At 66.4% G+C, this 13,267-nt stretch carries 12 protein-coding genes; 6 read left to right on the top strand and 6 right to left on the bottom strand.

All coding sequences use genetic code 11. From position 1 onward, the window contains the following. Positions 1-2 precede the first annotated feature (2 nt). The 3 genes from GGR90_RS14110 to GGR90_RS14100 all read left to right on the top strand — a co-directional run bounded on the left by GGR90_RS14110 (position 3) and on the right by GGR90_RS14100 (position 4,215). Positions 3-527 carry a GNAT family N-acetyltransferase gene (locus GGR90_RS14110; protein ID WP_167922066.1) on the top strand — a complete coding sequence of 175 codons (525 nt, stop codon included), beginning with the start codon at positions 3-5 and terminating at the stop codon, positions 525-527. A gap of 22 nt (positions 528-549) precedes the next feature. Beyond that, positions 550-3,168, top strand: coding sequence for a methionine synthase (gene metH, locus GGR90_RS14105; protein WP_167922065.1), 2,619 nt, complete (start codon positions 550-552; stop codon positions 3,166-3,168). Positions 3,169-3,261: 93 nt separating this feature from the next. Continuing rightward, positions 3,262-4,215: a right-handed parallel beta-helix repeat-containing protein gene (locus GGR90_RS14100; RefSeq protein ID WP_167922064.1), complete on the top strand. Its 954-nt coding sequence runs from the start codon at positions 3,262-3,264 to the stop codon at positions 4,213-4,215. Between the two features lie 110 nt (positions 4,216-4,325). Here GGR90_RS14100 and GGR90_RS14095 read toward each other — a convergent pair whose 3' ends face one another. From GGR90_RS14095 to GGR90_RS14075, 5 genes are all read right to left on the bottom strand, one after another. Beyond that, complete coding sequence (locus GGR90_RS14095) at positions 4,326-4,832, bottom strand: type III secretion system chaperone family protein (RefSeq protein ID WP_167922063.1); 507 nt, start codon at positions 4,830-4,832, stop codon at positions 4,326-4,328. A 169-nt stretch (positions 4,833-5,001) separates the two neighbouring features. Then, the gene (locus GGR90_RS14090; protein ID WP_167922062.1) at positions 5,002-5,346 is read right to left on the bottom strand and encodes an accessory factor UbiK family protein; all 345 of its coding nucleotides are present in this window, start codon (positions 5,344-5,346) and stop codon (positions 5,002-5,004) included. 49 nt (positions 5,347-5,395) lie between these two features. After that, positions 5,396-5,947, bottom strand: coding sequence for a TspO/MBR family protein (locus GGR90_RS14085; protein WP_167922061.1), 552 nt, complete (start codon positions 5,945-5,947; stop codon positions 5,396-5,398). A 61-nt stretch (positions 5,948-6,008) separates the two neighbouring features. Next, positions 6,009-6,749 carry a TlyA family RNA methyltransferase gene (locus GGR90_RS14080; protein WP_167922060.1) on the bottom strand — a complete coding sequence of 247 codons (741 nt, stop codon included), beginning with the start codon at positions 6,747-6,749 and terminating at the stop codon, positions 6,009-6,011. Continuing rightward, positions 6,749-8,821: a protein-disulfide reductase DsbD family protein gene (locus GGR90_RS14075; protein ID WP_167922059.1), complete on the bottom strand. Its 2,073-nt coding sequence runs from the start codon at positions 8,819-8,821 to the stop codon at positions 6,749-6,751. Before GGR90_RS14075 ends, GGR90_RS14080 begins: the two co-directional genes overlap by 1 nt. Positions 8,822-8,966: 145 nt before the next feature. Between GGR90_RS14075 and GGR90_RS14070 the strand changes: the two genes are divergently transcribed. Together GGR90_RS14070 and GGR90_RS14065 are read left to right on the top strand one after the other, a co-directional pair. Next, positions 8,967-10,589 (top strand): alkaline phosphatase family protein, encoded by a 1,623-nt coding sequence (locus tag GGR90_RS14070; protein ID WP_167922167.1) that lies wholly within the window; start codon positions 8,967-8,969, stop codon positions 10,587-10,589. Between the two features lie 19 nt (positions 10,590-10,608). Next, positions 10,609-11,439: a pyrroline-5-carboxylate reductase family protein gene (locus GGR90_RS14065; protein ID WP_167922058.1), complete on the top strand. Its 831-nt coding sequence runs from the start codon at positions 10,609-10,611 to the stop codon at positions 11,437-11,439. A 115-nt stretch (positions 11,440-11,554) separates the two neighbouring features. Here the strand turns inward: GGR90_RS14065 and GGR90_RS14060 are convergent, their stop codons facing one another. Next, positions 11,555-12,067, bottom strand: a complete 513-nt coding sequence (locus tag GGR90_RS14060; protein ID WP_167922057.1) for a MarR family winged helix-turn-helix transcriptional regulator — start codon at positions 12,065-12,067, stop codon at positions 11,555-11,557. Between the two features lie 78 nt (positions 12,068-12,145). Between GGR90_RS14060 and GGR90_RS14055 the strand changes: the two genes are divergently transcribed. Further along, complete coding sequence (locus tag GGR90_RS14055) at positions 12,146-13,231, top strand: branched-chain amino acid aminotransferase (RefSeq protein WP_167922056.1); 1,086 nt, start codon at positions 12,146-12,148, stop codon at positions 13,229-13,231. Positions 13,232-13,267: the final 36 nt, after the last annotated feature.

Here is a 13,267-nt window from a genome sequence, read left to right as displayed (position 1 = left end):
CTATGGCCGCTATTCCGACATGGACGATCCGGGAAGCCGGACCGGATGATGCGTCGGCGCTCGCGTTGGTCGGCGCCGCGACCTTTCTCGAAACCTTCGCGGGCATCCTCGACGGCGATGCGATCGTCGGCCATTGCGCCGCCCAGCATACCGCCGCTGCGTATCTTGCCTATCTCGAGGATGACGGACGCGCGTGGATCGGCGAAGCGCAGCCCGGCGGCGCGCCGATCGGGTTCGCGCTGGTCGGCAAGCCCGATCTTGCCGCGGCGGTCGAGGGTGATATCGAGTTGAAGCGCATCTATTCGTTGTCGCGCTTTCACGGCACCGGACTCGGCGCGGCGCTGATGAAGCAGGCGCTGGAGGCCGCGCGCGGTCATCGCCGCCTGCTGCTCGGCGTCTATGCACAGAACGACCGCGCGCTCGCTTTCTATCGCAAGCAGGGGTTCACCGACCTCGGCACCCGCCAGTTCAACGTGGGCGGCAAGTTCTACGACGATCTCATCCTCGCGCGCCCGCTCGCCGCCTAATATTCAGTTTCAGGATTAACCCATGACCACCGCCGCCTCCTCCACCTTCGTCAACATCGGCGAACGCACCAACGTCACCGGTTCCGCGGCGTTCAAGAAGCTGATCCTCGCCGACGATTATGCCGCGGCGGTCGAGGTCGCGCGCCAGCAGGTCGAAAATGGCGCGCAGGTCATCGACGTCAACATGGACGAGGGTCTGCTCGACGCCGAATATGCGATGACGACCTTTTTGAAGCTGATCGCGGCCGAACCCGACATCGCGCGCGTACCGGTGATGATCGACAGCTCGAAATGGAGCGTGATCGAAGCGGGCCTCAAATGCGTTCCCGGCAAGCCGATCGTCAATTCGATCAGCATGAAGGAAGGCGAGGAGCAATTCCTCGATCATGCGAAGAAGTGCATGGCCTATGGCGCCGCGGTCGTGGTGATGGCGTTCGACGAGGTCGGGCAGGCCGACACGATGGAACGCAAGATCGAGATTTGCGCCCGCGCCTACAAGCTGCTCACCGGCATCGGCTTTCCGCCCGAGGACATCATTTTCGATCCCAATATCTTCGCGATCGCGACGGGGCTCGAGGAGCATGACAATTATGCCGTCGACTTCATCGAGGCGGTGAAGATCATTCGCGTCCGCTGCCCGCACGTCCATTTCTCGGGCGGCCTGTCCAACCTTTCCTTCGGTTTTCGCGGCAACGAGACGGTGCGCCGCGCGATGCACAGCGTCTTCCTCTACCATGCGATCCCCGCCGGGCTCGACATGGCGATCGTCAACGCGGGCCAGCTCGACGTCTACGACACGATCGATTCCGAACTGCGTGACGCCTGCGAGGACGTCATCCTCAACCGCAAGGTCGAAGGCGAAGCCGAAAGCCCGACCGAGCGGCTGATCGCGCTCGCCGAACGCTATAAGGGCAGCAATCCCGCGCAGGAAAAGGCGGCCGAGGAATGGCGCGGCTGGGACGTCGCCAAACGCCTCGAACATGCGCTGGTCAAGGGCATCGACGCCTATGTCGTCGACGACACCGAGGAAATGCGCTTGGCTATGCCGCGCCCGATCGAGGTGATCGAGGGGCCGTTGATGGACGGGATGAACGTCGTCGGCGACCTGTTCGGGTCGGGCAAGATGTTTCTGCCGCAGGTCGTGAAATCGGCGCGTGTGATGAAGAAGGCGGTCGCGCATCTGCTGCCCTTCATCGAGGCATCGAAGGAGCCGGGCGCGAAGGGCAAGGGCAAGGTCGTGATGGCGACCGTCAAGGGCGACGTTCACGATATCGGCAAGAATATCGTCGGGGTGGTGCTCCAGTGCAACGGGTTCGAGATCGTCGATCTCGGCGTGATGGTGCCCTGGTCGAAGATCCTCGAGGCGGCGAACGAGAATGACGCCGACATGATCGGCCTCTCCGGCCTCATCACGCCCTCGCTCGACGAGATGGTGACGGTGGCCGAGGAAATGCAGCGCGCGGGGATGACGATGCCGCTGCTGATCGGCGGCGCGACGACCTCGAAGGTCCACACCGCGCTGCGCATCGATCCCGCCTATCAGGGGCCTGTGCTGCATGTCCTCGACGCGAGCCGCGCGGTGGGCGTCGCGACATCGCTCGTCAGCGACACCGGGCGCGACACCTATGTGAAAGGCTATAAGGACGACTATGCCCATATCCGCGACGTGCGCGCGGGCAAGGGGCAGAGCGTACTCCACACCCTCGAAGAAGCGCGCGCCAATTATTACGACGCCTATCTCAGCGACAAGCCCGCGCCGCCGCTGCAACCCGGGCTGCACCGCTTCGACGACTGGTCGCTCGAAGATCTGCGCGAGTGCATCGACTGGACGCCCTTTTTCCGCGCGTGGGAACTGCACGGCACCTATCCGTCGATCCTCGACGATGACGTCGTCGGCGAGACCGCGCGCGCGCTCAAGGCCGATGCCGATGCGATGCTCGACAGGCTGATCGCCGAGAAGTGGCTGACCGCGCGCGGCGTCTGCGCCTTCTGGCCGTGCGCGCGCGACGGCGACAGCGTTACCATCCACTTGGCCGACGAGGAGCGTCATGTGACGCTCCCCTTCCTGCGCCAGCAGATCAAGAAGAGCCGCGACCGCGCGAACATGTGCCTCGCCGATTTCATCGACCCGGCGGGCGACTGGATGGGCGGCTTCGCGGTCGGCCTCCACGGCCTCGAGCCGCATTCGGAACGCTTCCGCGCCGACAAGGACGATTATTCGGACATCTTGCTGAAGGCGCTCGCCGATCGCTTCGCCGAGGCTTTCGCCGAGCGGCTGCACCAGCATGTCCGCACCGAGCTGTGGGGCTATGCGCCGGGCGAGCAGCTCACCAACGAGGCGCTGATCAAGGAGCAATATCGCGGTATCCGCCCGGCCCCCGGCTATCCCGCCTGCCCCGACCACAGTTTGAAGCCGATCCTGTTCGACCTGCTCGCCGCGGGCGAGAATGCCGGGCTGATACTCACCGAAAGCTTCGCGATGTTGCCGACCGCGGCGGTCAGCGGCTTCTATTTCGGGCATCCCGAAAGCCAGTATTTCGGCGTCGCGCGCATCGGCAGCGACCAGCTCGAAGATTATGCCAAGCGGCGCGGGGTCGATATCGAAACCGCGACGCGCTGGCTGCGGCCCAATCTCGATTAACGCGCTTGCCGGCGGTTGTCCGATAAGGGGACAGCCGCCGGGTTAACCAGCTTCGCCAGCGACTTGCGCCGCGAAAATCGCTATGGGCGGCGCATGTTCAAATCGATCCTCCGCCGGCCCCTGCTGCCGTTGCTCGCCCTCCCGCTGCTTCTGGCGCCGGTGCCGCTTCCCGCGCAGACGGGCGGTGCGCCTTACAGCATCGACGGCCGCGGCTTCTCGCGCTTGCAGGACGCGGTCGATGCGATCGGCGAGGGCGAGGGGACGATCCGCATCGCCCCCGGCTATCACCGCGACTGCGCGGTGCAGACCGCGGGCCGCATCGCCTTCGTCGCCGCCGAGCCCGGCCGTGCGATCTTCGACGGCGTCACCTGCGAGGGCAAGGCGGCGCTCGTGCTGCGCGGCGCCGGCGCGCGCGTCGAGGGCGTCGTCTTCCAGAATATGCGCGTCCCCGACGGCAATGGCGCGGGCATCCGGCTCGAAACAAGCGATCTCGACGTCGTGAACGCGATGTTCCGGGGCAGCGAACAGGGCATCCTCACCGCCGACGATCCGCAAGCGACGCTGACCATCGACCGGTCGACCTTCTCGCGCCTCGGCCGCTGCGACCGCGGTCTAAGCTGCGCGCACAGCGTCTACACCGGTATCTACGGCCGCGTCGCGGTCACCCGCTCGCGCTTCGAGAAGGGCAGCGGAGGCCATTATCTGAAGACGCGCGCGATTGAGGTCGACGTCGACGACAACAGCTTCGACGATACCCAGGGCAAGGCGACCAACTATATGATCGACCTGCCCTCGGGATCGGTCGGCCGGATTTCGAACAATCTGTTCGTGCAGGGCCGCGATAAGGAAAATTATTCGGCTTTCATCGCTGTCGCGGCCGAAGAGCGCAAGAATCCGTCGCGCGGCTTGGTGATCGAGGGCAATCGGGCGAGCCTGCCGGCGGGCGTGGATCGCCGGTCGGTGTTCGTCGCCGACTGGAGCGGCGAGCCGCTGGCGATCGGGGCGAACGAGCTGGGCGCGGGGCTGACGAAGTTCGAGAAGAGATAGCCGGACGCTGAAACCCGTTCGTGTCGAGCGAAGTCGAGACACCCACCGGAGGTGCTTGACCTCCCGGCATCTCGACTTCGCTCGATGCGAACGGGAACGGGACGGAGGGTTTACGCCTCGCCGCGCGTTTCGATCAGCGACGCCGCGAGCGCCTCGGCCGGCGTCTTGCCGCCCCACAGCACGAACTGAAACACCGGATAAAAGCGTTCGCATTCGTCGATCGCGCTTTCGATCAGCGTCTCGGTCAGGTCGAGCGACAGCCCCGCATCGGCGCCGACGAGCATGCCGTGGCGAAAGAGGATCGTGCCGCTGTTCGACCACAGCTCGAAATGGCCGAGCCAGAGCTGCTCGTTGATCAGCGCCAGCGCCTCGTGCGCCACCGCGCGTTTGTCCTCGACGACGCGGATGTCGGGAAAGGCGAGGAGTTGAATCACCCCGTCGTCGGGGCGCCACACCGCGCGGAGCTCGTAAGTCGTCCAGCTGCCCTGCGCGGTCGCGACGATCTCGTCCTCGCCGACCATCTCGTGCGGCCAGTCGTGCGCGGCGAAATAGGACGCCAGCATGTCCATCGGCGCCGCTTCGTGGCCGTCATCGTCGTCGTATAGATCGTCACTCATGCGCGCGCCTTTAGCGGGTCTTGCGTGAAGTGGCGAGTCTGCAACTCCCCCACTAACCGTCATCCCGGCGAAGGCCGGGATCTCGACGGTACAGTCGAACACGAGGTCGAGACCCCGGCCCCTTCGACTGCCTTACAGGCGCTCAGGACAGGCTTCGCCGGGGTGACGATCATTTTTTCGGGGCGGCCTTCGGTTTCGCCGCGGGCTTGGCGGCGGGTTTCGCGGCCGGCGTTGCGGCGGGTTTGGCCGCCGCCTTCGGCGCCGCAGCGGTCTTCGCCACACCCTCGAGCTTGTCGAGCCGGGCCTTCAACGTTTCGGCTTCGGCGCGCGCGGTGGCGGCCATCTGCTTCACCGCCTCGAATTCTTCGCGGCTGACGAAATCCATGCGGCCGACGAATTCCTTCGCACGGTCGCGCATCGCGGCTTCGGCTTCGCGGCCGGCGCCCGCGACGGTCCCGGCAATGCCGTTCACCATCTTGGCGAGGTCGTCGAAAAAGCGGTTTTCGCTCTGCATGTCTGATATTCCTTCGTCGGGGATAGCCCCCAGGTTGTCCCTTGCGCCGTCACCTTATCTGGGTGCTGGCGGCGGCGGGGACAAGGGTTTCGGCATCGGGATTGCGCTGGTCGATCTGAAAATTGAGGATCGCCGCAAAGCTGAGCCAGATCATATAGGGGACGAGCAGCCACGCCGCCGCCTTGCGGATCGGCGCGAAGGCAAAGGCGGTCGCGATCGTCACCATCAGGATGAAGATGATCAGGTAAAGCGCGGTCGTCACCTGATGCTGGCCGAAGAAAAGCGGCGACCAGGCGAAATTGGCGATCAGCTGGACGAAAAAGAGCAGCAGCGCGAAGCCGCGCCCCTTGGCGCCGCGCGCATGAAGGATCATCGCGAGCGAGAGGCCGAGGCAGATATAGAGGATCGGCCAGACGGTGCCGAAGACCCAACCCGGCGGCGTGATCGGCGGCAGGGCGAGCGCGGCGAACCAGCGGTTGCCGTAACCGCTGTTCGATAGCAGGCCCATCAGGCTGCCGATCAGCACGATCGCCGGCACGGTGACGAGCGCCCAGCGCAGATAGGACATGCGAAGCTGGCCCTGTGTCGCGATTTCGGTCATGTCCGCAATATCCCCCCAATGCGAATCCGCTGCATTTGTGTCGCGATTGCGCGGCGCAGCGTCAAGCGGCTCGATTCACTGCCGCGATCAGAAATTCGACATTGCCCTCGGGCCCGGTGATCGGGCTTTCGACGAGGTCGACGACGTCCCAACCCTCGCCGGTCAGCCACCCCCGCACGTCGGCGCAGACGCGTTCGTGGATCGCGGTGTCGCGCACGACGCCCTTCTTGCCGACTTCGTGCCGCTCGGCCTCGAATTGCGGCTTGATCAGCGCGACGATGCGCGCGCCCGGTTTCGCAAAGCTCATCGGCACCGGCAGCACCTTCGACAGCGCGATAAAGCTGGCGTCGCAGACGATCAGGTCGACGAGCTCGGGGATATGGTCGGCGGTCAGGATGCGCGCGCTCGTCTGTTCGTGGACGATGACGCGGTCATCCTGCCGCAGCTTCCACGCGAGCTGGTTGGTGCCCGAGTCGATCGCATAGACGCGCGCGGCGCCGCGGCTCAGCAGCACGTCGGTGAAGCCGCCGGTCGACGACCCGACGTCGATCGCGACCGTGCCCGCCACGTCCCAGCCGAGATGCCGGAGCGCATGGTCGAGCTTGATCCCGCCGCGCGACACCCACGGATGGTCGCGGCCCTTGACGCTCAGCTCGGCATCCCCGGCGATCTGCTGCCCCGCCTTGTCGATCCTGCGGTCGCCGACGAAGGCGAGCCCCGCCAGGATCAGCGCCTGCGCGCGCGTCCGGCTTTCGGCGAGGCCGCGATCGACGAGCAGCTGGTCGGCGCGCTGCTTCGCCATCAGCCGCCCACCGTGTCGGTGAGCAGGCCGGGGGTCAGGATCTGCGGCAGGATTTCGGGTTTCGTCGCGCCGGGTTCGTACCAGAGGTAGAGCGGCACGCTGTTGCGGCCATGCTCGGCAAGCGTGCGTGTGATGACCGGGTCGCCGTTGGTCCAGTCGCCGACGAGTGTGACGACGCCCGCCTTGTCGAAGGCGGTCTGCACCGCCTCGCGATTGATCGCGCCGGCTTCGTTGGCCTTGCACGACAGGCACCAGTCGGCGGTGAAATAGACGAAGACGGGCTTGCCGCCCGCGCGCGCGCTGGCGAGCGCGGCGGGGGAGAAGGTGGAGCCATTCGCCGAAGCGATAGCGGCAGTGGCCTTATAATCGTCAAATGTCCGGATGAACTGCACCATATTTAGCGCGAGCAACAATCCGAAGGCGACAATGAAAAGCCGCCTATCGCCTTCGCCGCGCTGCTGAGCGCCGATCTGAATGACGATGAACAGGACCATCGTGATAGCGCCGACGGGATAGTGCCAACCCTCTCCACCCGTTTGGCGCCACAACAGCCACCCGAGCGCCAGCGCCGTCAGCCCCATCGGCAGCGCCATCCATTTGCGGAATGTCGCCATCCAAGGCCCCGGCTTGGGAAGGCGATTGCGCAACGCTGGGATGAAGCCGACGGCAAGGAAGGGCAGAGCGAGGCCCAGCCCGAGGCCCCCGAAAATCGGCAGCGCCGCCCATGCCGGCAGCACCAGCGTCGCGCCGAGCGCCGCGCCGAGCAGCGGCCCGCTGCACGGGGTTGCGACGAAAGCGGCGAGCGCGCCGGTCCAGAAACCGCCTGCCGCACCGCCCTTTTCGGCGAGCGCCTGTCCGCCGCCGAAGGTCGGCAGTTCATAATATCCGAGCAGGTTCAATGTGATCGCGAGCGAAAGGATCAGCAGCGCGAGCACGCTGACCGGATGCTGGAGCTGGAAGGCCCAGCCGACTTGTTCGCCCGCCGCGCGGAGCGCGAGCAGCGCGCCGCCGAGCAGCAGGGCGGTGACGATGGCGCCCGCGGTATAGGCGAGCGCCTCGACCCTGGCCGTGTTTGCATCGCCGCCCGATCGCGCAAGGCTGAGCGCCTTGAGGCTGAGGATCGGGAAGACGCACGGCATCAGGTTGAGGATCAGCCCGCCGAGGATCGCGCCGCCGAGCGCGGTCCAGAACAGCGCCATGTCGATCCCGTCCGATGGTCCCGCGATTGCCTCGCCCGCCGCGGGCACGGCGCCGGGTTCGAATTGCAGCGATAGGCCGCGTCCCCCGCCCAGCTTCAGCAGCGCCGAAACCGGCCCGCTCTTGTCGCCCTTGGCGCGCGTTTCGATGATGATGTGATCGCCGTTGCGACTAAAACGCTGGGGGGCGGGATAGTCGACGACATCCTGCGTCTGGGCGAACAGATGCGGCGCGTCGATCGCGGTGCTGGCGGGCAGGGGGATGGCGAAGCGCACCATGTCGCCGCGCCGCTCCCATGTCCCGTGCCGGTCGAGCGGCTGCGGGAGCAGCGCGCGCCAGCCGTCGAAGCGGGTGCGCGCCGCCTCCGGAATCGCCCCGTCGCCCGCCTTGAGCGCGACCGAAATCACCGCCTTTTCCGGAACGCATACCTTGTCGGTGCAGGCGAGCCAGTTGGCGACACCCGACAACGTCAAGTCGGTGCCGGGCGCGACGCGTTCGTCGACCCGCACCTCGGTGAGCAGCGCATAGGGATGCTCATAGACATGGTTCATCATGCCGAACAGGATCAGCGCGTCGGGAACCGGATAGCGGAAGGGGGCGATCGACACCCCTTCTGGCGCATTCCATTCGACCGACAGGCCAAATCCCGCGTCACCGCCATTGACCCAATAGCCGTGCCACGTCTTTTCGGGCGTCATGGTCAGCGCCAGCGTCGTCGCGCTGCCCGGGGCCGGCGCGGGCGATTCGGCGACGAGTTTCGGCTGAATATGCGTCGATTGCGCGTGCGCGGGACCGAAAGCGGCAAGGGTCAGCGCCAGCACGGCCAGCAGCGCGCGCCCGATGCGTGTCACAAAAGCCTCACTCAGCAAATTCATGGCCCGTCCGCAGCTGTTGGTCGTTCGAAGGCTTGCCATATAGGCGGCTTTCGTCGAGAGGACAGCCCGCGCTGACACCCTCTGTCCGGAGAAGCCGCCCGTGAAGCTGAAATATCTCACCGCCGCCCTCGCCACCGCGCTTTGCATGACCGGCGCCAGCGCCAGCCTCGCGCAGGATTCGGCGCCGCCCGCGCAGAAGGTTACCGTGGCGACCCCGGCGCCGAAACTGATCGTGATGATCGCGGTCGACCAGTTTTCGGCCGACCTTTTCGCCGAATATCGCGGCCGCTTCACCGGCGGTCTCGCGCGGCTCGCTTCGGGCGTCGTCTTTCCGGCGGGCTATCAGGCGCACGGCGCGACCGAAACCTGCCCCGGCCATTCGACGATCCTGACCGGCAACCATCCGGCGCACACCGGCATCGTCGCCAATCATTATTTCGATCTGTCGGCGGCGCGCGAAGACAAGCGCATCTATTGCGCCGAGGATGAGAAGGTCGCGGGCACCAGTTCGGGCGGCGGCAAATATGCGCCGTCGGTGGGTCACCTGCTCGTTCCGACGCTCGGCGACCTGATGAAGGCGCGCGATCCGAAGGCGCAGGTCGTCTCGGTATCGGGCAAGGATCGCTCGGCGATTATGATGGGCGGGCGCCAGGCCGACGAGCTGATGTGGCTCGTACCCACCGGCCTCACCGGCTATCGCGGCACCGCTCTGTCGCCGACCGCGCAGCAGGCGAGCACCGCGATCGCCGCGGCGATCGGTCAGGCGCGCCCGGCGCTTGCCCTGCCCGCCGAATGCGCGCCGCACGACATCGCGATCCCGCTCGACAAGGGCGGCTCGGTCGGCACCGGCCGGATGGCGCGCGACGCCGGCGACTTCCGCCGCTTCATGGCATCGCCCGAAGCCGACGGCGCCGTGCTCGCGACCGCCGCGGCGCTGCGGCAGGTGCGCAAGATGGGCGAAGGGGACAGCACCGACCTCCTGATCGTCGGCTTGGCCGCGACCGACTATGTCGGACATAGCACCGGCACCGAGGGTAGCGAAATGTGCATCCAGATGGCGGGTCTCGATCGCGAGCTCGGCGATTTCTTCGCGCGGCTCGATGCGACGGGGATCGACTATGCCGTCGCGCTGACCGCCGACCATGGCGGCCACGACCTGCCCGAACGCAACCGCCAGAACGCCTGGCCCGACGCGCAGCGCGTCGACAAGGCGCTCGATCCCGAGGCGATCGGCAAGGCGGTCGCCGAAAAGCTCGGTCTGCCGCAGCCCATGATTTATGGCGACGGCGGCGATTATTATCTGGCGAAGACGCTGACCGCGGCGCAGCGCAAGGCGGCGCTTGCCGAAATCCTGCCGCGCCTCCGCGCGCATCCGCAGATCGAGGCGGTGGTGACGCGCGAGGAATTGGGCGCGCATCCGATCTCGAAGCGCGCGCCGGATACGTGGACGCTGATGGACAAGCTGCGCGCTTCCTATCATCCGCAGCGGTCGGGAGACTTCATCATCGCGCTGAAGCCGCGCGTGACGCCGATCCCCGAATCGGGCCTCGGCTATGTCGCGACGCATGGCTCGGTATGGGATTATGACCGCCGCGTGCCGATCCTCTTCTGGCGCAAGGGGCTGGCGGCGTTCGAACAGCCCAATGCGGTGATGACGGTGGACATCATGCCGACGTTGGCTTCGTTGATCGGCTTGCCGGTCGACGCAAACAAGATCGACGGCCGCTGCCTCGACCTGATCTCGGGTCCCGAAAGCAGTTGCCGGTAACAAAGAAGAACCAGGGACCATGACGAAGAGTTTGAAGGATTTTAACGGCCGGATGCTGCTCGTGGGATGCGGCAATATGGCTGGCGCGATGCTGGGTCGCTGGCTGAAGGCGGGGCTTGATCCCGCCGCGGTGTCGATCGTCGATCCGTTCGCGGCACCGCGTGGGGGTATCGCGCAATTCGCCTCGCTCGCCGAATGGCTCGGCGCGGGCGGAGCCGCCGAATGGGTCATGCTCGGCATGAAGCCGCAGCAGCTTGGCGACGTCGCGAACGAACTCGCCGAGGTCGTGACGGGCGAAACCCACCTGCTCTCGATCCTCGCGGGCGTTTCGCTCGTCGACCTCGCGGCGCGCTTTCCGGCCGCGCGGGCGCAGGTCCGTATCCTGCCGAATCTTGCCGCGCGCATCGGCGCCGGCGTGTCGGCGGTCGCGAGCAACGGGGACGCCGACGAAGCGGCGATCGGCAATCTGCTGAATCCGCTCGGCACGGTCGTCGCGCTTCCCGACGATTCGACGATGGATCTGGTTACGGCTTTCACCGGCAGCGGCCCGGCGTTCGTCTTTCGCCTGATCGAATCCTACGCAGCCGCCGGAGAGCGCCTCGGCCTGTCGGCCGAGGACGCGCTGAAGCTCGCGACCGCGACCTTTGGCGGCGCGACCGCGCTGCTCGCCGACAGTGGCGAAAAGCCCGGCGTGCTGATCGCGCAGGTCGCGAGCAAGGGCGGCACGACGCAGGCTGGGCTCGACATACTCGACAGCGACGGCCAGCTCGCGGCGCTGCTTACCAATGTGCTGCGCGCGGCGCGCGATCGCGGCCGCGAACTCGCCGACATCGCGCGGGGCGAAGGGTAGGCGCTATCAATTCCGTTCGCATCGAGCGAAGTCGAGATGCCCCTCGGGCTAGGCTTTCTCTCGATCGGTGTCTCGACTTCGCTCGACACGAACGGAATTAAGCTTGGAAACGGGGCTAACCCGCGTCTTTCCCCAACCCCGCGATCCGGCGGCGTTCGCGCGGCGGAACGAGCGCCTCGCTGACCTGCCAAAAGCCGGTCACCGCCTGCTGCCCCGCATGGGTATAGGCGCGGCTCATCGTATCGCGCAGCGCCGCGAATATTTCGCGTTCGGCCGCGCGGCCGGCGTCGGTCAGGCGCAGCTCCTTGGCGCGCCGGTCGCGGTTTCCCGGCCGCGTCGTCAGATATTCGCGCGCTTCGAGTTCCTTCACCACGCGCCCCAACGACTGTTTGGTGATGCCGAGCAGCGCGAGCAGGTCCGAAATCGTCAGCCCCGGTTGCCGCGCGATGAAATAGAGCGCGCGGTAATGGGCGCGCCCCAGCTCCTTTTCGGCGAGCCGCGCGTCGATCGCGCGCCAGAGCGAAGCGTGGGCGAAAAAGAGGAATTCGATGCCGCGGCGCACCTCCTCTTCGCGCAAGAAAAGGGCAGAAGCGGCGGGAACTTGTGAAAGAAAATTTTCATCCGGCATAGTCGCTACCGTTGCGCGCCGTGCCGCTCTTTGGCAAGAGGCGCGCTCCCGAAACCAGCAAAGCAAAGGTGTTCCCGCATGTCCGCTCCCGCCTTCACCCATCTGCCGCATCCCAATCCGGCGGCGGACGATGTACGGGCGGCGGCGATTGCGGACCCGCTTTTCGGACGCGTCTTCACCGATCATATGGTGTCCATCCGCTATGCCGAGGGCAAGGGCTGGCACGATGCGCAGGTAATGCCGCGCGGCCCGCTGACGCTCGATCCGGCGACCGCGGTGCTCCATTATGCGCAGGAAATCTTCGAGGGGCTGAAGGCCTACCGGCTCGACGACGGCTCGATGGCGCTGTTCCGCGTCGAGGCCAATGCCGCGCGCTTCAACGCGAGCGCGCGCCGCATGGCGATGGCCGAACTGCCCGAGGATATGTTCATCGCGGCGGTGAAGGAAGCCGTCGCGGCCGACGCCAGATGGTTCCCCCCCGTCGACGGCGGTGCATTGTACCTGCGCCCCTTCATGTTCGCGAGCGAAGTGTTCCTCGGCGTCAAGCCAGCGTCCGAATATCAATTCCTCGTCATCACCTCGCCGGTGGGCAATTATTTCAAGTCGGGCGCCCCCGCGATCTCGCTCTGGGTATCGGAGGACTATACCCGCGCCGCACCCGGCGGCACCGGCGCCGCCAAATGCGGCGGCAACTACGCCTCCAGCCTCGTCGCGCAGCGCGAAGCGATCGCCAAGGGGCACGACCAGGTCGTCTTCCTCGACGCCGCCGAGCATCGCTGGATCGAGGAACTCGGCGGCATGAACATGTTCTTCGTCATGGGCGACGGCAGCATCGTCACGCCGCCGCTGACCGGGACGATCCTGCCCGGCATCACGCGCGATGCGATCATCACGCTGGCGAAGGATGCGGGGCTGACGGTGCGCGAGTTACCCTATGCGATCGACCAGTGGCAGGCCGATGCGGAAAGCGGAAAACTGACCGAAAGCTTCGCCTGCGGCACCGCCGCCGTGATCACCCCGGTCGGCAAGGTGACGCGCGGCGAGAACAGCTTCACGATCGGCGCTGGCGGTCCGGGGCAGATCACCGAAATGCTCAAGGGCAAGCTCGTCGACATCCAGCGCGGCCGCGCGGCGGACCCGCACGGCTGGGTCACGCGCCTCTGATCCGACCCGCCTTGCATTAAGCGGCGACGCGCTATA

Origin of the sequence: Sphingopyxis italica, from assembly GCF_011926545.1 — a bacterium.
Lineage (GTDB): Bacteria > Pseudomonadota > Alphaproteobacteria > Sphingomonadales > Sphingomonadaceae > Sphingopyxis > Sphingopyxis italica.
The sequence above is the reverse complement of the archived record's forward strand: the minus strand, read 5'-3'. Positions and strand labels throughout refer to the sequence as shown.